This is a genomic window from Variovorax sp. 01T439_2, from assembly GCF_056398445.1.
Genome location: NZ_JBFTPJ010000006.1, coordinates 1 through 19,020 on the forward strand (window position 1 = coordinate 1; position 19,020 = coordinate 19,020).

A 19,020-nucleotide genomic window follows, 5' to 3' on the forward strand; every position below is an offset into this window, starting at 1 on the left:
CATCCAAGTCCCCGATTGACAAAACAACCGATCAGTCCAAACATCGCGTCTCACATCCAGGAACAACGTTCCAATATTTGGAACACCCAGAACCTCATGGATTCCCATCCAAGTCCCCGATTGACAAAACAACCGATCAGTCCAAACATCGCGTCTCACATCCAGGAACAACGTTCCAATATTTGGAACACCCAGAACCTCATGGATTCCACCCTCGCCAAAGGCCTTGCCGCCATCGAATGGATGACGCGACAACAGCGCGACTGCCGCGTCACCGACCTCGCCCAGGCCTTCGGCATGGCGCGCAGCAACGCGCACCGCACGCTGCAGACCCTGGTCGACTGCGGCTGGGCCGTGCAGGACCCGGACACCAGCGCCTACCGCCCGAGCCTGCGCCTGTTCGAGCTGGGCGCGCTGGTCTCGGAGGCCACCGACATGGGCTCGCTGCTGCGGCCGCACCTTGCGGCGCTGGCGCAGCAGACCGGCGAGACCATCCACCTTGCGGTGCTCGACGGCGCCGAGATCGTCTACCTCGACAAGTTCGACAGCCCCCTGCCCGTGGCCACCTATTCGCGCATCGGCGGCCGGGCGGCGGCGTACTGCGTGGCTTCGGGCAAGGCCCTGCTTGCCGCGGCAGCGCCGGACCTTCCAGCGCTGCACGAGCGCCTCGGCACGCTCGCGGCGCACACCAAGAACAGCATCACCAGCTTCGATGCCCTTCTCTCGGAACTCGAACGCACGCGCGTTCGCGGCTATGCGGAAAACCGCGAGGAATGGCGCCTCGGCGTCTGCGGTCTGRGCGTGCCGGTGTTCAACGCGCGCGGCGAGGCGGTTGCGGCCGTCGGCATGAGCGTGCCCTCGATCCGCTTCGCGCGGACGCAGGCGCGCGGACTGGCCGACCGCCTCATGGCCTGCGCGCGCGACGCGAGCGTCACGCTCGGCTACCGGGCAAGCCCGCTGCCGACATCCACCACAAGGAGAAGGAGACTCGAATGAACCTGTTGTTCCCCGCCCCCTGGCTGCGCGCTGCGCTGCTGGCCGCGGCCACCCTGGCTCTGCCCTTTGCCGCGCAGGCGCAAAACGGCACCGACTATCCGAACAAGCCGATCCGGCTCGTCGTTCCGTACCCGCCCGGCGGCGGCACCGACGTGATCGCGCGCATCGTGCAGGAGCGCTTCTCGTCGCTGCTCGGCCAGCAGGTGCTGATAGACAACCGCGGCGGCGCGGCCGGCTCCATCGGCACCGAGATCGTGGCCAAGGCCCCGCCCGACGGCTACACGGTGCTGTTCACGCTGTCCTCGCACACCATCAACCCGGCGATCTACACCAAGCTCTCGTTCGACACCGCGAAAGACTTCGCGCCCGTGGGCCTGGTCGCCTCGCTGCCGCAGATCCTGGTGGCCAACACGCAGTTCGCGCCCAACACGGTGGCCGAGCTGGTGGCGCTCGCCAAGGCCAAGCCGGGCTCGCTTTCCTTCGCCTCGGTGGGCAACGGCTCGCCCGGCCACCTGGCGGGCGAGCTGCTGAAGCTGCGCACCGGCACCCAGATGACGCACATCCCCTACCGCGGCGGCGGCCCGGCCGTGACCGACGTGATGGGCGGGCAGGTGCCGCTGCTGTGGGTGTCGATTCCCGCGGCCGCGCAGTTCGTGAAGGCCGGCAAGCTCAAGGCGCTGGCGGTGTCGACCACCAAGCGCAGCGCCGCCTTCCCCGACGTGCCCACGATGCAGGAGGCGGGCATTGCCGATTTCGACGTCGACTCCTGGTACGCGGTGTTCGTGCCCGCGAAGACGCCGCAGCCCACCATCGACAAGCTCAACCGCGTGATCAACACGGTGGTCAAGGAACCGGAGATCCGCGACAAGCTGCTGGCGCAGGGCAGCGAAGGCGTCGGCGGCACGCCGGAGCAATTGGGCAAGGTGGTGACCACGGAACTCGTGCGCTGGCAGAAGCTCGCAAAAGAAGCCAGCATCAAGGTGGATTGACCCGCAACAGGCAGACCCATGGAAAACTCATCCGCACCCTCCTCCCCCATCGCCGAACTGGTGGCGCGCGCCCGTGCCGCGCAGCGCATCTACGAAACCTGGTCGCAGGCACAGGTCGACACCGCCGTGGTGGCCGCGGGCTGGGCCATCATCGAGCCGGCGCGCAACCGCGAGCTGGCCGAGCTGGCGGTGGCCGACACCGGCGTGGGCAATGTCGAAGACAAGGTGCGAAAGAACCACCGCAAGACCTTCGGCCTGCTGCGCGACCTGCGCGGTGCGCGCTCGGTGGGCGTCATCTCGGAAGACCCGGCGCGCGGCATCGTCGAGATCGCGCGGCCCGTGGGCGTGGTGTGCGCGGTCACGCCGTCCACCAACCCCGGCGCTACACCGGCCAACAAGATCATCAATGCGCTCAAGGGGCGCAACGCGGTCATCGTGGCGCCCTCGCCCAAGGGCTGGTCGACGGCGGCGCGGCTGATCGAGTTCATCCATGCGCAGTTCGACCGCATCGGCGCGCCGCGCGACCTGGTGCAGCTGCTGCCCTCGCCGGTCAACAAGCAGTCGACGGCCGAACTGATGCGCCTGTGCGACCTGGTGGTGGCCACCGGCTCGCAGGCCAACGTGCGCGCGGCCTATGCCAGCGGCACGCCGGCCTTCGGCGTGGGCGCAGGCAACGTGGCGGGCATCGTCGACGAGACGGCCGACGTGAACGCAGCGGCCGACCGCATCCTGCTTTCCAAGACCTTCGACAACGCGACCAGCTGCTCGTCGGAGAACAGCCTGGTCGTCGTCGATGCGGTGCGCGCGCAGATGCTCTCGGCGCTGAAGGACCGCGGCGCGTTCATGCTCGCGGCCGCGCAGAAGGCCACGCTGCAGTCGCTGATGTGGCCGGATGGCAAGCTCTCCGCCGCCGTCATCGGCCAGTCGGCGCGCGTGATCGCCGAGCGCGCGGCGGCCCTCGACGGTGCCAACCGCGAGGGCTGGCTGGCCATTGCGGCCAGGGACCCGCGCGTCCTCATGGTCGCCGAGGACGGCGTGGGCCACGCGCATCCGTTCTCGGGCGAGAAGCTGAGCCCGGTGCTCGCGATCTATTCGGCGCGCGATTTCGACGAGGCTGCCGCCACCGTCGAGCGCATCTATGCCTACGAAGGCGCGGGCCATTCGGTCGGCCTGCACAGCACGGTGCCCGAGCGCGCATTGAGGCTCGGCCTCACGCTGCCGGTGTCGCGCGTGATCGTCGACCAGGCGCACTGCATCGCCACCGGCGGCAGCTTCGACAACGGCCTGCCGTTCTCGCTGTCGATGGGCTGCGGCACCTGGGGCAAGAACAACTTCTCCGACAACATGAACTATCGGCACTACCTGAACATCACGCGCGTGTCGCGGCCGATTCCGGAGCGGGTTCCCAGCGAGGACGACATCTTCGGCGCCTACTTCGCCGAATATGGTGCAAGCTGACCGTGGCGGCCTCCACCGTTCATGAACTGATCGAGCTGCAGGCGGCGGCACGGCCGCAGGCGGTGTATGCGCTGTCCACCGAAGGCGGGCGCAAGAGCATCGGCTTTGGCGAGCTCGCGCGCGGCTGCCGTACGGTGGCGGCGGTGCTGCACGCGCATGGCGCACGGCCGGGCGACACGGTGTCGGTGGTCATGCCCAATGGCCTGCAGACGCTGCGCATGCTGCTCGGCGCCATGCATGGCGGCCTGTGCGTGAACCCGGTCAACCTGCTGTCGCAACCCGAGCAGATGCGCTATGTGCTCGCGCATTCGGATTGCCGCGTGGTCTGCGTCGCGCCCGAGTGGGAAGCACGCGTGCGCGCGATGCTCGATGGCATCGGCCGGCCGGTCGAAGTGTTGGTGGCGAGCCCCGACGCCGAGGCGCTGCCGGGCGAAGCGCAGGAGGCGCAGGCGGAGCCCCTGCATGAGGTTGCGCCCCCCACAGCCGGCGACGTGGCCCTGCTGATGTACACCTCGGGCACCACAGGCATGCCCAAGGGCGTGATGCTCACGCAAGGCAACCTCGCGGCCAATGCGCATGCGATCAGCGCCGAGCATGCGCTGCAGCCCGCCGACCGCGTGCTGGCCGTGCTGCCGCTCTATCACATCAACGCGTTCGCCGTGACCATGCTCGCGCCGCTCGCCCACGGCGGCAGCCTCGCGATGCCGCCGAAATTCTCGGCTGGGCGCTTCTGGGAGCAGGCCTCGGGCACGCGGTGCAGCTGGATCAACGTGGTGCCCACCATGATCTCGTACCTGCTCGAAGGCGATGAGCCGCCGCCCGCGCAGACCGCCGCCATCCGCTTCTGCCGCTCGGCATCGGCCGCGCTGCCGCCGGAGCACCACCGCGCCTTCGAGCAGAAGTTCGGCATCGGCATCGTCGAGACCATGGGCCTCACCGAAACCGCGGCGCCGTCATTTTCGAACCCGCTCGATCCCGCACTGCGCAAGCTGGGCTCGGTGGGCCGCGCCTCGGGCTGCGAGGCACGCGTCATCGATGCCGCGCTGGCCGAGGTGCCCGACGGCACCACCGGCGAGCTGGCCATCCGCGGCCCCAACGTGATGCGCGGCTACTACAAGAACGAGGAAGCCACGCGCGCGAGCTTCACGCCCGACGGATGGCTGCGCACCGGCGACCTCGGCCATCGCGACGCCGATGGCTTCTTCTTCGTGACCGGCCGCATCAAGGAACTGATCATCAAGGGCGGCGAGAACATCGCCCCGCGCGAGATCGACGAGGCGCTGCTGCGGCATCCTGCCGTGCTCGAGGCCGCGGCGGTGGGCGTGCCCGACCGCCACTACGGCCAGGAGATCGGCGTGTGCATCGTGCTGCGCGACGGCTGCGCCTGCACCGAGGACGAATTGCGCGCCTTCAGCACCGAGGTGCTCGGCCGCTACAAGGCGCCGGGCCACTACCGCTTTGTCACGGACCTGCCGCGCGGGCCTTCGGGAAAGGTGCAACGGCTGAAGCTGCTGCCGCTGTTTGACACATGACGGCCGGGGAACTGCTGGTGCCGCCGCTGGCGCCGGCGCTGCTCGCCTACAGCCTGTGCGTGGTGTTCGCGGCCGGCGTGGTGCGCGGCTTCGCGGGCTTCGGCTTCTCGGCGGTCACGGTGGCGGGGCTCTCGCTGGTGGTGTCGCCCGCGCTGGTGGTGCCGGCCATCTTCATGCTCGAGATCCTCGCGAGCCTGAGCCAGCTGCGCGGCATTGCGCGCGACGTCGACATGCCCTGGCTCGGTTGGCTGATGCTGGGCAACCTGCTGTTCATTCCGCTCGGCGTCGCGCTGCTGGCCTGGCTGCCCGAGACGCCGCTGCGCCTGCTGATCGGCGCGCTGCTGATGGCCGCCGCGCTGCTGCTGCGCGCCGGCACGCGTGCCACGCTGGTGCCCACGCGCGCGGTGCGCTTTGCGGCCGGGCTGGCCTCGGGCTTCATCAACGGCGTGGCGGCCATCGGCGGCATTGCCATTGCGGTGCTGCTGAGCACCACCGCGATGGCGCCGGCCGCCCTGCGCGCCACCATGATCGCGCTGCTGCTCTTCAGCGACGTGGTGTCGCTCGCAAGCGCCGCGCTCATGCCCGCGGCCGCGCATGCCGCGTCGGGCCACCTGCTCGGGGCCGGCACGCTGAAGTGGGCGCTGTGGCTCGCGCCCGCGATGCTGGCCGGCATCTGGTGGGGCCAGCGCTCGTTCAAGGGCGTGTCGCCCGCGCAGTTCCGCCGGCATGTGCTGAACCTGCTGGTGGCGCTGGCGGCCGTGAGCGTGGCGCGCTCCGTGGCCGCGCTGGCCATGGCCTGAGCGGCAAGATTCCGCACGGCAACGCCCGCGCTGGCTATGCTGCGCGCGACATGCTGACTTCTTCATTCTTTTCTCGGCCACCGGGACGCGCGCTTGCGGCGGCCACGGTGCTCCTGTTTGCATCGGCAGGTGCCGCCGCCGAATCGGCTTGCCTGGACACCGCCATGCGGACGCCGCCGCCGCGCGCTCTCGCGATGGCCGCCGCCGCGCAGCGCGAGCACGAGGCCTTCGGCGCGCAGACGATGGACGCCGAAGGCCGGCTCGTCGAATCGGGCCGTTCCGAAGCCGAGGATTCGCGCCCCACGCTCGCGAGCGCCGCGCCGTGGCAGCGCGTGCTCGGCTATTGGGAGGCGGTGCCGCAGCCCCGCACCCCGCTGCCTTCGCTGGTGCGCTTTGGCGCGCTGCAACCGGCCGACCGCACGCTGCTGCTGCAGGCGCTCAACCAGGCGAGCGCCTCGCACCTGCGGGGGCTGGGCGTGGGGCCGGACCAGGGCCTCGACGCGGCCGAGCTGCGTGCGATGGCCACCGCGGTCAATCGCGTCGCGGCGATCGACACGCCATGGTCGGCGGCCTTCATGAGCTGGCTCGCGCAGCAGGCGGGGCTGGGCGCGGACGAGTTCGTGTTCTCGGAAGCGCATGCGGACTACGCAGGCGCCGCCTGGCAGGCCGGCGCCGCCGAGGCCACCGGCCACGAGACGCGCTACGCGATGCGCGCCTGCGACCTCGCGCGCACGCCGCCGCGCGTGGGCGACCTGGCCTGCCACACGCGCGGCGCGGCATCGGAGCTCGACAGCTTCGAAAGGATCGGCGGCGTGCTGGCAACGCGGGCCACGGGCGGCGAGCCGCTGCCGATGCATTGCGACGTGGTGGTGAAGGTCGACGAGCGGGGCTTCGACACCATCGGCGGCAACGTGCTGCAGTCGGTCACGCGCAGGCGGCTCGACTTTGCCCCCGGCACGCGGACGCTCGATCCCAGCTACTACCTGCCCGCCGGCTGCACCCTCGGCGCGGCGGGCTGCACCGACCGCCACATGAGCTGGCAGCCGTGGTCGCTGCTGCTGCAGTGGCGCTGAGGCGTCGCACCGCAAGCCAAAGGGCCTGCGCTCAGAGCAGCGTGCCCATGCGCTGCGCGGCGGCCTTGAGCGCATCGATGCGCTTCACCGCCTCTTCCATCGACATGCGCGCGGTCGGCGCGTGCACCGCGAGCGCCGCACGCACCTGCCCGGCCGCGTCGCGCACCGGCACCGCCACGGCCACCAGCCCCGCGATGAATTCCTCGCAGTCGCGCGAATAGCCGCGCTTGGCGATCGCATCGCACTCGGTGCGCAGCGCGTCGGCCTTGACGAGCGTGTTGGCCGTCATGCGCGCAAGCGGCAGTTGCTCGATGAACGCGTCGCGCTCCTTCCTGGGCATCTGCGCGAGGAACAGCTTGCCGCTTGCGGTGCAGTGCAGCGGCACATGCGAGCCGACATCGAGCGTGAGCCGCAGCGGCCACTTCGCCTCCACGCGGTCGAGGTACAGCACCTGGGCGCCGTCGAGCGTGGTGAGGTTGCAGGTTTCGCCGACCTGCCGCACGAGTTCGGACAGCACCTCGTGCCGCAGGCCGCGCACCGTGCCGTGGTTCAGGGTGTCGAAGGCCAGCTTGCGCAGCGCGGGGCCGACGCTGAACGAACGCTCGTCCACGTCGCGCGCCAGGAAGCCGGTGGCCAGCAGCTGGGTGCAGATGCGGTGCGCCGTGCCCTTGGGCAGCCCCAGCTGCGCGGCCAGGTCGGCGAGCGTGAGGGCGCGGCCTTCGCTGGCCAGCAGGGCCAGCAGGCGCAGGCTGCGCTCGGCCGACGAGCCGGAGGCGGACTCCTCCGCGGCGGGCACGGAAAGCGATGGCGAAGACACGGCGGCTGCGGGGCGCGCGGGACGTGGCATGCGGGTAAACCTTAAAAATGGAACATTGCGTTCCGAAAAACAATAACCTAGGATGCAAGCAAGCGAAGCGATTGTTCCACTCCCCGGGTGCCCTGCATGCGTGATGAAGAGTTCGACTACATCGTCGTCGGCGCCGGATCGGCCGGCTGCGTGCTGGCTGGCCGGCTGAGCGAAGACCCGGCCACGCGCGTGCTGCTGCTCGAGGCGGGGCCGGTGGACCGGTCGCTCTGGATCCACCTGCCCATCGGCTACGGCAAGACGATGTGGAGCCCCACCTACAACTGGCGCTTCGAGACCGACCCCGACCCCAACATGAACGGCCGGCGCATCTACTGGCCCCGCGGCAAGACGCTGGGCGGCTCGAGCTCGATCAACGGACTGATCTACATCCGCGGCCAGCGCGAGGACTACGACCACTGGGCCGCGCTCGGCAATGCGGGCTGGAGCTATGACGAGGTGCTGCCCTACTTCATCCGCTCCGAAGGCAACGAGCGCGGCGCGAGCGCTTTCCACGGCGGCGACGGGCCGCTGAAGGTGTCGGACATTGCAGCGAAGCACGAACTCATCGAGGCCTTCATCGGCGGCGCGCAGCAGATCGGCGTGCCGCGCACCGACGACTTCAACGGCGCCGCGCAGGAAGGCGCGGGCTACTACCAGCTCACCACGCACAAGGGCTGGCGCTGCAGCACCGCCAAGGCCTACCTGGTGCCGGCGCGCCACCGGCCGAACCTGCGCATCGAGACCGATGCGCTGGCCAGCCGGCTGGTGTTCGACGGCCGGCGCGCCGTGGGCGTCACCTACCGCCAGGGCGGCGAGATGAAAACCGCGCGCTGCCGCGCCGAGGTGCTGTTGTCGGCCGGTTCGATCCAGTCGCCGCAGCTGCTGCAGCTCTCGGGCATCGGTCCGCGCGCGCTGCTCGAGCGCATGGGCATTGCGCCGGTGCAGGTGCTGCCCGGCGTGGGCGAGAACCTGCAGGACCACCTGCAGATCCGGCTGGGCTACGAGTGCAGCAAGCCCATCACCACCAACGACCAGCTCAACTCCTGGTTCGGCCAGGCGAGCATGGGCCTGGAATGGCTGATGCGCCGCACCGGCCCGCTCGCGGTGGGCATCAACCAGGGCGGCTGCTTCATGCGCGCGCTGAAGGACGCAAACGGCCGGCCGGTGGCCGCGACGCCCGACATCCAGTTCCACGTGGCCACGCTCTCGGCCGACATGGCGGGCGGCAAGGTGCATCCGTACTCGGGCTTCACGATGTCGGTGTGCCAGCTGCGGCCCGAGTCGCGCGGGCACGTGCGCATCCGCTCGCTCGACGCGGCCGAGCCGCCCGAGATGCAGCCCAACTACCTTTCCACCGAGCTCGACCGCGCCACCACCGTGGCCGGCGTGAAGGCGGCGCGCGCCATTGCAGAGGCGCCCGCGATGCGGCCCTACGTGAAGCGCGAGGTGAAGCCCGGCCCCGAGGCCGCGAGCGATGCCGAGCTGCTGGAGTTCTGCCGCAACAACGGCGCCACCATCTTCCATCCCACGGGCACCTGCCGCATGGGCAGCGACCCGCTCGCGGTGGTCGATGCGCGCCTTCGCGTGCACGGCGTGGCCGGGCTGCGCGTGGTCGACTGCTCGGCCATGCCCACGCTGGTGTCGGGCAACACCAACGCACCGGCCGTGATGATGGCCGAGAAGGCCGTCGACATGATCAGGGAGGACGTGAGGGCGGCAGCCGCCGCGACAACCACATCGGAGACAACGACATGAGCACAAGCGACGAGAAAGCGATTCGCAGGGTGGTGGCTTCGGCCCTGGTGGGCGCCACCATCGAGTGGTACGACTTCTTCCTGTACGGCGTGGTGGCCGGCATCGTGTTCAACAAGCTCTACTTCCCGGGCAGCGACCCGGTGGTGTCGACCTTGCTGGCCTACACCACCTTTGCCGTGGGCTTTGTCACGCGGCCGCTGGGCGGCGTGATCTTCGGCCACTTCGGCGACAAGATCGGCCGCAAGAGCATGCTGATCATCACGCTGATGATCATGGGCGTCGCCACCTTCCTGATCGGCCTGGTGCCCACCTATGCGCAGATCGGCATCGCGGCGCCCCTGCTGCTGCTTCTGCTTCGCGTGGCGCAGGGCATCGGCCTGGGCGGCGAATGGGGCGGCGCGGTGCTGATGGCGTATGAATACGCGCCCAAGGGCAAGCGCGGCTTCTATGCCTCGCTGCCGCAGATCGGGCTGGCGATCGGCCTGTGCATGGCCTCGGGCGTGGTGGCGCTGCTGTCATGGCTGCTGACCGACGCGCAGTTCCTCGCATGGGGCTGGCGCATCGCGTTCCTGATTTCCGGCGTGATGGTGGGCGTGGGCATGTACATCCGGCTGCACGTGCAGGAAACGCCGGAGTTCGCGGCCGTGAAGGCACGCAACGCCGAGCTGCGCATTCCGTTCATGGACATGCTGCGGCGCTATCCGGGCAATGTGCTCAAGGGCATGGGCGCGCGCTACATCGACGGGGTGTTCTTCAACATCTTCGGCGTGTTCTCCATCAACTACCTGACCGGCACCCTCAAGATCAGCCGCACCGACGCGTTGCTGGGCGTGATGGCCGCGGCGGTGGTGATGATCTTCTTCATTCCCTTCTTCGGCCGCCTGTCCGACCGGATGGGGCGCGGCAAGGTCTACATGTGGGGTTCGCTGATCACTGCGGTGTCGGCGTTTCCGGGCTTCTGGCTCATGACGCACAGCGGCGGCAGCGTGCTCCTGGTGTGGCTCGCGATCATCATCCCCTTCGGCATCCTGTATGCCTCGGTGTACGGGCCGGAGGCGGCGCTGTTCTGCGATCTGTTCGACGCCAAGGTGCGCTACACCGGCATCTCCTTCGTCTACCAGTTCTCGGGCATCTTCGCCTCGGGCATCACGCCGATCGTCGCGACCGCGCTGCTCAAGTCGGGCGGCGGCCAGCCGTGGCAGATCTGCATGTACGTGCTGTTCGCGGGCGTGGTGTCGGCCGCGTGCGCCTGGATGATCGGGCGCTCCGCATCCCCGGCCGATGCGCCGGTGGCGGTGGCCTCGCGCTGAGGGCGAGGGGCGGTGCGGTCGTCAGTTGAGGGCGCGTGCACAGGCCACCGGGTACTCCCCTCCGCGAATGTCCCCCGTCGGCGTGATCGCGCCCTGAACAAAGCAGACCGCAGACAGGCTCTCAGGAGGTCTTGCCCATGGCCAGCGCGCGCACCACGGCCGCAGTGCGCGTCTCGACGCCCAGCTTCACGTACACATGCTCCAGGTGCTTGTGGACGGTGCGCGGGCTGATCTCCAGCAGCGCGGCGATCTCGGCGTCGGTCTTGCCGCGCGAGAGCCAGTGCATGACGTCGCCCTCGCGCGGTGTGAGGCCGGCCAGCGGGGCATCGGAGAGCGGCACATCAGGCAGCGGAACCGCGGCGCGGCAGGCGAGCCGGTACAGGAAGGCCACCGCCACCGCATGCTCCAGCCCCGCGCGCCGGTAGCGGTCGGCCTGCCATGCGGCGCGGCGGAACTCGCTGCGGCCCGGTGCCTTGGCGGCGATGCGCGGACTTGTGCGCAGGCCGCTGCTGCCGGCGCCATGGGGCCGCATCGGCGAATGCCCGGACTCCAGCTGCTCCAGCAGGCGAAGCGCGCCCGCTCGGTCGTTGCGCATCAGGTGTGTCATGGCATGCCCCTTTCACGGTGCATACGCATTGCTGCGTATGGCGCCTGCACGCATCGAGACGCAGGATGCTCGCAGGCCCTTTGCCACCAAAGTTCACCACCAAAGCAGTATAGGCAGACACGGGGCGCGCAGGCCGCCTGCCGGCGGCGGGGATACACATGGCCATCGACGAAACACGGTTTGACGCCTGCATGGGTAGCCCCCAGCCGGCCCCTGCCGACCGGCCTGGCCTTCGAATCACGCCCGAAAGGGCATTCCAGGAGCCACCATGTCACGCCAATACATCGACTGCCGCGAGTTTCCAAGCACGATGAACTGCAGTGTCGCGCTCTCCGCCGATAGCGAGAGCGAACTGCTCGATGCCGCCATCCAGCACGCCGTGGCCGTCCACGGCCACGCCGACACGCCGGAATTGCGCGCGCAGCTCGCAAGCATGTTCAAGACCGGCACGCCGCCGCTGCAGGCGCCTGCGCAGGCGACCCCCGCCTGAGGCTCCTGCGGGTCTCGGCCGCCGTCTCCGCACGGCGATGAATACCTTCGGGTGCTTTCGATGAGCACCCGTCGATGAAGTCCGGGCAACCCGGTCGATCGCTGCCCTGCCCGCCAAGCGCGCTTTCCGAAGTCGCGCTATGGTTCGCTGCCACCCACGGCGAACCCCAGAGAAAAGGCAGGGCCCATGATCGATCTCAACATCAACGGCCAGTCCGTTGCCGTCAACGCGCCCGAGGACATGCCCCTGCTCTGGGCATTGCGCGACATCGTCGGCCTGACCGGCACCAAGTTCGGTTGCGGCATCGCCCAGTGCGGCGCCTGCACCGTGCACCTCGACGGCCAGCCCGTGCGCTCGTGCGTGCTGCCGGTCGGCTCGATCGGCAAGAAGGCCATCACCACCATCGAAGCCGTCTCGCAGACCCCTGCGGGCAAGAGCATCCAGAAAGCCTGGCTCGACGTCGACGTGGTGCAGTGCGGCTACTGCCAGTCCGGCCAGATCATGTCGGCGGCCGCGCTGATCCAGCGCACGCCCAACCCGAGCGATGCCGACATCGACCTGGCCATGGCGGGCAACGTCTGCCGGTGCTGTACCTACTCGCGGATCCGCGCGGCCATCAAGCAGGCCGCAACCGGCAAGGCCGAGGTGCTGCAGTCGGTGGTTGCCATGCCGGCCAGGAGCGCATCGTGAAGCCCGCCGCAGGCATCAGCCGGCGCAGCGCGCTGCAGGCCGGCGGCCTGGCGCTGGCCTTCACCTGGTTCGGCGCGGGCAAGGCCCTTGCCGCGATCAGCCCCAGGCARCAGCCGGGCGACGCGGCCGCCGCGCTCGCGGACGGCAACCCGGCATTCGCGCCCAATGCCTTTGTCCGCATCGATGCCGACGGCGGCGTGCGCCTCGTGATGCCGATGGCCGAGATGGGCCAGGCAATCTACACCGGCTCGGCGATGCTGCTGGCCGAGGAACTGGGCGTCGAGCTCGACCAGGTGCGCGTCGAACATTCGCCGCCGAGCGAAGCGCTCTACGGCATGCCGCTGCTCGGCGGCCAGATCACCGGCGGCTCGACCAGCACGCGCGGCACCTACGGCGTGCTGCGCGAGGCGGGCGCGGTGGCGCGCACGCTGCTGGTGGGCGCCGCCGCCGCGCAGTGGAAGGTCGACCCCGCGGGCTGCACGGTCGCGCGCGGCGTGGTGAGCCATGCGCCTTCGGGGCAGCAGCTCGGTTTCGGCGCACTCGCCGGTGCCGCTGCCAAATTGCCGATGCCGGAAAAGGTGACGCTGAAGGAGCCGAAGGATTTCAAGCTGATCGGCCAGCCGCTGCGGCGCGTCGATTCGGCCGGCAAGGTCGACGGCTCCACGCAGTTCGGCATCGACGTGCGCCTGCCGGGCATGAAGGTGGCCACGGTCAGGGCCTGCCCCACGCTCGGAGGCGTGCTGGCCTCGGTGGACGACAAGGCGGCGCGGGCGATTCCCGGCGTGGTCGACGTGCTGCGCATCAAGGACGCGGTGGCCGTGGTGGGCGAGCATTTCTGGGCCGCGAAGCGCGGACTCGATGCATTGAAGGTGCAGTGGACGCCGGGGCAGAACGCCGCGCTCACCACGCAGCAGCTGCGCGCGTCGCTGGCCAACGCGCTGGCCAAGGACAAGGCCATCGTCGGCAAGGAAACCGGCAAGCGGCCCGAAGGCACGCTGGTGCAGGCCACCTACGACCTGCCGATGCTGGCCCACGCCACGATGGAGCCGCTCAACACCACGGTGCACGTGCGGCCCGACCAGTGCGAGATCTGGGTCGGCACGCAGGTGCCGACGCGCTGCGTGAGCGCCGCGGCCAAGATCGCGGGCGTTGCCGAAGACAAGGTCGTGCTGCACAACCAGTACCTGGGCGGCGGCTTCGGCCGCCGGCTGGAGACCGATTCGGTCGAGCAGGCCGTGGCCTTCGCCAAGCAGGTGCCCTATCCGCTCAAGGTGGTGTGGACGCGCGAGGAAGACATCCGCCACGACATCGTGCGCCCGATGTACCACGACGACATCTCGGCCGTGGTCGACGGCGACGGCCAGATCCTCTGGTTCGGCGACCGCATCGCGGGCGGCACGGTGCTGGGCCGCTGGGCCCCCGCCTTCATGGGCAAGGACGGCATGGACAGCGACCTGATCGAATGCATCGCCGAACCTTGCTACGACCTGCCGAACCTCAAGGTCGAGTGGGTGCGGCACGACATGCCGGCGGGCCTGAACGTCGGCTGGTGGCGCGGCGTGGGGCCGACGCACAACCTCTTCGTGATGGAGAGCTTCATCGACGAGCTCGCGCACCGCGCGAAGAAAGACCCCGTAGCCTACCGGCGCGCCATGCTGAAGAAGAACCCGCGCACGCTCGCGGTGCTCGACCTGGCGGCCGGCAAGATCGGCTGGGGCCAGGGCGCGCTGGCGGCGCGCGTCGGACGCGGCGTGGCCGTGGGCGATGCCTTCGGCAGCCGCGTGTGCGCCATCGTCGAGGCCGAGGTCACGCCGCAGGGCGAAGTGCGCATGCGGCGCGCGGTGGTCGCGGTCGATTGCGGCATTGCCGTGAACACAGGCTCCATCGAGGCGCAGATCCAGGGCGGGCTGCTGTTCGGGCTGAGCGCGGCGCTCTTCAGCGAGATCACGCTGCGCGAGGGGGCCATCGAGCAGAGCAACTTCCACGACTACCGGATGCTGCGCATCAACGAGGCGCCGCCGGTCGAGGTCCACACCGTGAAGAGCGGCGAAGCGCCCGGCGGGCTTGGCGAAGTCGGCACCGCCATCGCCGCGCCGGCTCTGGCCAACGCGATCTTCGCGGCGACGGGCGTGCGGCTGCGCGCACTGCCGGTGAACCGCGCACTGCTGGCGCAGGACAAGGAGGCGCTGAAGAAGAAGATCGCCAATGCGGGGCTCTCCGGGCTCGGCGCAAGGAGCGCAGCATGAAGCGGCTGTTCAACCTGCTGGTGGCGGTGTTCGTCGTGGGCGCAGCGCTGTATTTCTTCCTGAACCGCAGCGACAAGTCCGAAGGCGAGGCGCCGGTGCTGGCCGGCGCGCCCGCCAATGCGGCGCTGCTCGTGCGCGGCGAATACCTCACCAAGGCGGCCGACTGCATCGCATGCCACACCGTGCCCGGCGGCAAGGGGCAGCCCTTCGCGGGCGGCCTGCCCTTCGTGCTGCCTTTCGGCACGATCTACACGTCGAACATCACCGCGGACCCGGAAACGGGCATCGGCAAATGGAGCGACGACGACTTCGTGCGCGCGCTGCACGACGGCGTGCGCGCGGACGGAAAACGCCTGTACCCGGCGTTCCCGTATACCTCGTACACCGCGCTGAGCCGCAATGACGTGCTTGCGATCAAGGCCTACCTGTTCAGCCTGCCCAAGGTGAGCCAGCCGAACCGGGAGGCCGACCTGGGCTTTCCGTTCAACCAGCGCTGGGCGATGGGCTTGTGGAACGCGGCCTTCTTCAAGAGCAGCCGCTTCGAGGCCGATGCGTCGAAGCCGCCTGCGTGGAACCAGGGCAAGTACCTTGCCACGGCGCTCGGCCACTGCGCGGAATGCCACACGCCGCGCAACTTCGCCTTCGCGATGGATGCGGACAACAACCTCGCGGGCGAATCGATCCAGGGCTGGCGCGCCTACAACATCACGTCGGACGCGAAGCACGGCATCGGCGCCTGGAGCGATGCCGAGATTGCCTCGTACCTGACGACCGGCCACGCAGCGGGCCGCGGCTCGGCCTCGGGGCCGATGGGCGAGGCGGTGGAGCACAGCCTGCAGTACCTGAAGCCGGAGGACGCCTCGGCGCTCGTGAGCTACCTGCGCACGGTGCCCGCGAAGGCCGGCAAGAACCCGATCGAAATCGATGCGAAGGCGCCATGGGCCGTGGCCGCGAGCGCGGCAGCGCCCGCCACCAGCACGGCCGAAGGCCACGAGCAGGGGCTGCGGCTCTTCGCCGCGGCGTGCGCGAGCTGCCACCAGTGGAACGGACAAGGCCAGCAGAGCGCCAACGCGTCGCTGCTGGGGACGCGCGGCGTGAACGACCCGGACGGCTCCAACGTCACGCAGATGATCCTGCAGGGCGTGAAGATGCGCGTGCGCRACCAGGAGGTCTACATGCCGGCGTTCGGCAAGGCCTATACGGACACCGAGGTCGCGGCGCTCGCCAACTACGTCATCGCGCAATTCGGAAACAAGCAGGGCGCAGCGGTGACCCCGGAGTTCGTGGCGAAGCAGCGCACGCGCTAGGAAGGGAAAACGGGGGATGCCCCTACGGCCCGCGGCCCCACCCCCGATGCTGGAACAATGCGCCCATCATGGACGGCCTCGATCTCATCAAAACATTCCGCGAAGTGGCGTTCCGGCGCAGCTTCTCCCGCGCGGCCATTTCGCTCGGCATGTCGAAAGCCACGGTCAGCCGCTACGTGGCGGAACTCGAAACGCGCAGCGGCGTGCGCCTGCTCAACCGCTCCACCCGTTCGCTGAGCCTGACCGATGCCGGCCAGGTGCTGCTCGACCGCAGCACCGAGCTGGTGGCCATGGCCGAGAACACGCTCAACGACCTGCAGGCCCACGGCTCGCACCCGCAGGGGCGGCTGCGCATGAGCGCGCCGCACGGGCTGATCGCGGGCTGGCTGTCCGACGTGATCGCCGAGTTCATCCAGCTCTACCCCGACGTGTATGTGAGCCTGGTGTTCACCAACGACGACCTCGACCTGATCGAGGAAGGCATCGACATCCACCTGACGGGCGGGCGCATCGACGACATGAACCTGATCGTGCGCCGGCTGGTGCCTTTCGACATGGTGGTCTGCGCGAGCCCGGCCTACTGGGCGCGGCGCGGCATTCCCGCGGTGCCCGAAGACCTGGGCCGCCACGACGTGCTGAGCTATTCGGCCAAGCCCACCACCCACCTGCCCTTCGAGACCGGCGGCAAGGCGGTCGAGGTGCCGGTGCACAGCCGCATGGAGGCCAACGACGCCGTTGCGCTCATCGAGCTGGCGCTGCGCGGCGCGGGCGTGGCCTACGTGCCCGAGCCGCTGGCGCAGTCGCACCTGGAGCGCGGCGCGCTGGTGCCGGTGCTGCGCGAGCACATGCCCAGCGACCACTGGCTGTATGCCGCCTACTCGCAGCGCCGCCACAACAGCGCCGCGATGCGCACCATGCTCGACTTCCTGGAGCAGTCGATGGCCCGGCACGGCAATCCGCCCGCGATGCCGCCGCTGCCGCCCGCGCTGCAGGTGCTGGCCTCTCCTCCCTCTTCTTCTGTGGCTACTGCTGCTACATGCGCCCTTTCCAGGGTACCAGGCGCCGCTCGAGCCACCGCATCAGCAGGTCGAACAGATAGGCCACCACGCCGATGACGATGATGCCCATGATGACGATGTCGGTGCGCAGGAAGTTCGACGCGTTCAGCACCATCTGGCCCAGGCCCATGTTGGCCGCCACCATCTCGGCCGCCACCAGCGTGGTCCAGCCGAAGCCGATGGCAATGCGCATGCCCACCAGGATGTCGGGCAGCGCCGACGGCAATATGACGTGCCGGATCACCTGCATGTAGCTCGCGCCCATCGAATACGCGGCGTTGATCTGCTCCTGCGACGCGCTGCGCATGCCCGAGCGCGCGGCCAGCGCCAGCGGCGCGAAGCAGCTCAGGAAGATCAGCAGCACCTTGGGCAGCTCGTCGATGCCGAACCAGATGATGATCAGCGGCAGGTAGGCCAGCGGCGGCAGCGGCCGGTAGAACTCCAGCGGCGGATCGAAGATGCCGCGCCAGAAGCGGCTCATGCCCATCGCAATGCCCACCGGAATGGCCGTGATGCAGGCCAGCAGGAAGGCCGAGAACACGCGGAACATGCTCGCAAGGAAGTGCTGCCACAGCGGCTTGTCGTTGGCCTGCCCCGTGAGGTATTCGTAGAACTGCTGGAACACTGCCTGCGGCGTGGGCAGGAAGAGCGGCTTGACCCAGCCCATGTTGGTCACGAGGAACCACAGCGCCACCAGCGCCACCACCGTGACCACGCTGATGGTCACGCTCGAGCCCTCGCCCGGCACCTTGAAGGCGCTGGTCTTGAGCTTGGCGCCGGCCGCTACCGGCGGCGGTGCGGCGGGCTTGGAAGGGGGTGTCATGGCGACGGGCGTTGCAATGGTGGCCTCAGGCATGGGCAGCCTCGCGATGATGAATGATCGAAAGAACCTCTTCGCGCATGCGGATGAATTCGGGCTCCGACTTCACCTTGCGCGAGTCGCCGTGCGACAGGAACTGGCGCGAGAACGGAACCTCGTCGTAGATGTGCGAGATGCGCCCCGGGCTCGGGCTCATCACGATCAGCCGCGTGGCCAGGAACAGCGCCTCCTCGACCGAATGCGTGATGAAGAACACCATCTTGTTCGACTTGGACCAGGCCTTGAGCAGGATCTCCTGCACCTGCTCGCGCGTGAACGCGTCGAGCGCGCCCATGGGCTCGTCCATGAGCAGCACGGCCGGGTCGCTGGCCAGCGCGCGCGCAATGCCCACGCGCTGCTGCATGCCGCCAGAGAGTTCGTACACCGCGCGGTCCGCGTACTGCTGCAGGCCCACCAGCGCGAGCTTTTCTTCCGCGACGCGGTCGCGCTCGGCCTTGCCCGCGCCGGCCAGGCGCAGGCCCAGCGCCACGTTGTCGCGCACGTTGAGCCAGGGCATCAGCGCATGCTTCTGGAACACCACGCCGCGGTCGGCGCCGGGGCCGACCACGGGCTTGCCGTCGAGCAGGATGTCGCCGGTGGAAGGCGGCAGGAAGCCGGCAATGCTGTTGAGCAGCGTGGTCTTGCCGCATCCCGAGGCGCCGAGCGCCACGACGAAGTCGCCGTCGCGCATCGTGAGGTTGACCGGCGCCAGCGCCTGCAGCGTGCCGCCCTTGACGGCGTAGTTGACCGTGAGGTCGCGGATGTCGAGCGTGGGCATGCGGCTTACTTCCCCATGGCTTTCTCGACGTAGGCCGTGGTCACGAAGGCGCTGTAGTCGGGCTTGACCTCCTGCACCCGGCCCTGCTCCTTCAGGAACGCCGCCGTGCCCGCCATCGCCTTGGCCGCGCCGCCGCCCAGCCAGGTGGGCGAGACCTGCTCGGCCATGGTCGGGAAGCTGTAGAGCGACATCGCGGCCGAGACGTCCTTCGGATCGGCCTTGGTC

At 69.3% G+C, this 19,020-nt stretch carries 17 protein-coding genes and 1 pseudogene; 13 read left to right on the top strand and 5 right to left on the bottom strand.

Features of this window, described 5'->3' with window-relative positions; translation table 11 throughout:
* Nucleotides 1-201 precede the first annotated feature (201 nt).
* The 6 genes from AC1DOC_RS00530 to AC1DOC_RS00555 are packed head-to-tail and all read left to right on the top strand — an operon-like array spanning nucleotide 202 to nucleotide 6,848.
* The gene (locus tag AC1DOC_RS00530) at nucleotides 202-996 is read left to right on the top strand and encodes an IclR family transcriptional regulator (RefSeq protein WP_478129284.1); all 795 of its coding nucleotides are present in this window, start codon (nucleotides 202-204) and stop codon (nucleotides 994-996) included.
* The gene (locus tag AC1DOC_RS00535; protein ID WP_015866606.1) at nucleotides 993-1,985 is read left to right on the top strand and encodes a tripartite tricarboxylate transporter substrate binding protein; all 993 of its coding nucleotides are present in this window, start codon (nucleotides 993-995) and stop codon (nucleotides 1,983-1,985) included. The genes AC1DOC_RS00530 and AC1DOC_RS00535 overlap by 4 nt, the downstream gene beginning before the upstream one ends.
* Before the next feature lie 18 nt (nucleotides 1,986-2,003).
* Entirely contained in the window at nucleotides 2,004-3,443 is a 1,440-nt protein-coding gene (sauS, locus tag AC1DOC_RS00540; protein WP_478084627.1) for an acylating sulfoacetaldehyde dehydrogenase, read from the top strand.
* Between the two features lie 2 nt (nucleotides 3,444-3,445).
* Nucleotides 3,446-4,975 carry an AMP-binding protein gene (locus AC1DOC_RS00545; protein ID WP_478081172.1) on the top strand — a complete coding sequence of 510 codons (1,530 nt, stop codon included), beginning with the start codon at nucleotides 3,446-3,448 and terminating at the stop codon, nucleotides 4,973-4,975.
* Nucleotides 4,972-5,775, top strand: coding sequence for a sulfite exporter TauE/SafE family protein (locus AC1DOC_RS00550; protein ID WP_436036542.1), 804 nt, complete (start codon nucleotides 4,972-4,974; stop codon nucleotides 5,773-5,775). The genes AC1DOC_RS00545 and AC1DOC_RS00550 overlap by 4 nt, the downstream gene beginning before the upstream one ends.
* Before the next feature lie 50 nt (nucleotides 5,776-5,825).
* Complete coding sequence (locus AC1DOC_RS00555) at nucleotides 5,826-6,848, top strand: DUF2272 domain-containing protein (RefSeq protein WP_412511521.1); 1,023 nt, start codon at nucleotides 5,826-5,828, stop codon at nucleotides 6,846-6,848.
* 31 nt (nucleotides 6,849-6,879) lie between these two features.
* Here AC1DOC_RS00555 and AC1DOC_RS00560 read toward each other — a convergent pair whose 3' ends face one another.
* On the bottom strand, nucleotides 6,880-7,695 hold the full coding sequence (locus tag AC1DOC_RS00560) for an IclR family transcriptional regulator (RefSeq protein WP_478081173.1): 816 nt from the start codon (nucleotides 7,693-7,695) through the stop codon (nucleotides 6,880-6,882).
* 96 nt (nucleotides 7,696-7,791) lie between these two features.
* On the opposite strand from AC1DOC_RS00560, the gene AC1DOC_RS00565 reads away from it, so the two are divergent.
* Together AC1DOC_RS00565 and AC1DOC_RS00570 are read left to right on the top strand one after the other, a co-directional pair.
* The gene (locus tag AC1DOC_RS00565) at nucleotides 7,792-9,450 is read left to right on the top strand and encodes a GMC family oxidoreductase (protein WP_412511523.1); all 1,659 of its coding nucleotides are present in this window, start codon (nucleotides 7,792-7,794) and stop codon (nucleotides 9,448-9,450) included.
* On the top strand, nucleotides 9,447-10,760 hold the full coding sequence (locus AC1DOC_RS00570) for an MFS transporter (RefSeq protein WP_018905407.1): 1,314 nt from the start codon (nucleotides 9,447-9,449) through the stop codon (nucleotides 10,758-10,760). The genes AC1DOC_RS00565 and AC1DOC_RS00570 overlap by 4 nt, the downstream gene beginning before the upstream one ends.
* A 121-nt stretch (nucleotides 10,761-10,881) precedes the next feature.
* On the opposite strand, the gene AC1DOC_RS00575 is transcribed toward AC1DOC_RS00570, so the two are convergent.
* Nucleotides 10,882-11,355, bottom strand: coding sequence for a helix-turn-helix transcriptional regulator (locus AC1DOC_RS00575; RefSeq protein WP_436036545.1), 474 nt, complete (start codon nucleotides 11,353-11,355; stop codon nucleotides 10,882-10,884).
* Between the two features lie 280 nt (nucleotides 11,356-11,635).
* Between AC1DOC_RS00575 and AC1DOC_RS00580 the strand changes: the two genes are divergently transcribed.
* The 5 genes from AC1DOC_RS00580 (at nucleotide 11,636) to AC1DOC_RS00600 (ending at nucleotide 17,215) form a co-directional block, all read left to right on the top strand.
* Nucleotides 11,636-11,857: a DUF1059 domain-containing protein gene (locus AC1DOC_RS00580; protein ID WP_062366055.1), complete on the top strand. Its 222-nt coding sequence runs from the start codon at nucleotides 11,636-11,638 to the stop codon at nucleotides 11,855-11,857.
* A gap of 186 nt (nucleotides 11,858-12,043) precedes the next feature.
* On the top strand, nucleotides 12,044-12,547 hold the full coding sequence (locus tag AC1DOC_RS00585; protein ID WP_015866616.1) for a (2Fe-2S)-binding protein: 504 nt from the start codon (nucleotides 12,044-12,046) through the stop codon (nucleotides 12,545-12,547).
* Nucleotides 12,544-14,793 carry a xanthine dehydrogenase family protein molybdopterin-binding subunit gene (locus AC1DOC_RS00590; protein WP_412511525.1) on the top strand — a complete coding sequence of 750 codons (2,250 nt, stop codon included), beginning with the start codon at nucleotides 12,544-12,546 and terminating at the stop codon, nucleotides 14,791-14,793. Before AC1DOC_RS00585 ends, AC1DOC_RS00590 begins: the two co-directional genes overlap by 4 nt.
* On the top strand, nucleotides 14,790-16,100 hold the full coding sequence (locus AC1DOC_RS00595) for a c-type cytochrome (RefSeq protein WP_478129285.1): 1,311 nt from the start codon (nucleotides 14,790-14,792) through the stop codon (nucleotides 16,098-16,100). The genes AC1DOC_RS00590 and AC1DOC_RS00595 overlap by 4 nt, the downstream gene beginning before the upstream one ends.
* A gap of 68 nt (nucleotides 16,101-16,168) precedes the next feature.
* On the top strand, nucleotides 16,169-17,215 hold the full coding sequence (locus AC1DOC_RS00600) for a LysR family transcriptional regulator (RefSeq protein WP_412511527.1): 1,047 nt from the start codon (nucleotides 16,169-16,171) through the stop codon (nucleotides 17,213-17,215).
* On the opposite strand, the gene AC1DOC_RS00605 is transcribed toward AC1DOC_RS00600, so the two are convergent.
* From AC1DOC_RS00605 to AC1DOC_RS00615, 3 genes and pseudogenes are all read right to left on the bottom strand, one after another.
* A complete protein-coding gene (locus AC1DOC_RS00605) occupies nucleotides 17,133-18,014 on the bottom strand; it encodes an ABC transporter permease subunit (protein WP_015866620.1) in 882 nt (293 codons plus the stop codon). The genes AC1DOC_RS00600 and AC1DOC_RS00605 overlap by 83 nt on opposite strands.
* The gene (locus AC1DOC_RS00610; protein WP_015866621.1) at nucleotides 18,007-18,795 is read right to left on the bottom strand and encodes a taurine ABC transporter ATP-binding protein; all 789 of its coding nucleotides are present in this window, start codon (nucleotides 18,793-18,795) and stop codon (nucleotides 18,007-18,009) included. The genes AC1DOC_RS00605 and AC1DOC_RS00610 overlap by 8 nt, the downstream gene beginning before the upstream one ends.
* A 5-nt stretch (nucleotides 18,796-18,800) precedes the next feature.
* A pseudogene (locus AC1DOC_RS00615) lies at nucleotides 18,801-19,020 on the bottom strand (taurine ABC transporter substrate-binding protein); the annotation flags it as partial.

Bases quoted from the DNA above. Each gene is read 5' to 3' on its own strand.
- AC1DOC_RS00600 (WP_412511527.1), top strand. From the start codon at position 16,169: ATGGACGGCCTCGATCTCATCAAAACATTCCGCGAAGTGGCGTTCCGG.
- AC1DOC_RS00535 (WP_015866606.1), top strand. From the start codon at position 993: ATGAACCTGTTGTTCCCCGCCCCCTGGCTGCGCGCTGCGCTGCTGGCC.
- sauS (WP_478084627.1), top strand. From the start codon at position 2,004: ATGGAAAACTCATCCGCACCCTCCTCCCCCATCGCCGAACTGGTGGCG.
- AC1DOC_RS00570 (WP_018905407.1), top strand. From the start codon at position 9,447: ATGAGCACAAGCGACGAGAAAGCGATTCGCAGGGTGGTGGCTTCGGCC.
- AC1DOC_RS00575 (WP_436036545.1), bottom strand. From the start codon at position 11,355: ATGCGCAACGACCGAGCGGGCGCGCTTCGCCTGCTGGAGCAGCTGGAG.
- AC1DOC_RS00585 (WP_015866616.1), top strand. From the start codon at position 12,044: ATGATCGATCTCAACATCAACGGCCAGTCCGTTGCCGTCAACGCGCCC.
- AC1DOC_RS00580 (WP_062366055.1), top strand. From the start codon at position 11,636: ATGTCACGCCAATACATCGACTGCCGCGAGTTTCCAAGCACGATGAAC.
- AC1DOC_RS00550 (WP_436036542.1), top strand. From the start codon at position 4,972: ATGACGGCCGGGGAACTGCTGGTGCCGCCGCTGGCGCCGGCGCTGCTC.
- AC1DOC_RS00610 (WP_015866621.1), bottom strand. From the start codon at position 18,795: ATGCCCACGCTCGACATCCGCGACCTCACGGTCAACTACGCCGTCAAG.
- AC1DOC_RS00555 (WP_412511521.1), top strand. From the start codon at position 5,826: ATGCTGACTTCTTCATTCTTTTCTCGGCCACCGGGACGCGCGCTTGCG.
- AC1DOC_RS00560 (WP_478081173.1), bottom strand. From the start codon at position 7,695: ATGCCACGTCCCGCGCGCCCCGCAGCCGCCGTGTCTTCGCCATCGCTT.
- AC1DOC_RS00605 (WP_015866620.1), bottom strand. From the start codon at position 18,014: ATGCCTGAGGCCACCATTGCAACGCCCGTCGCCATGACACCCCCTTCC.
- AC1DOC_RS00565 (WP_412511523.1), top strand. From the start codon at position 7,792: ATGCGTGATGAAGAGTTCGACTACATCGTCGTCGGCGCCGGATCGGCC.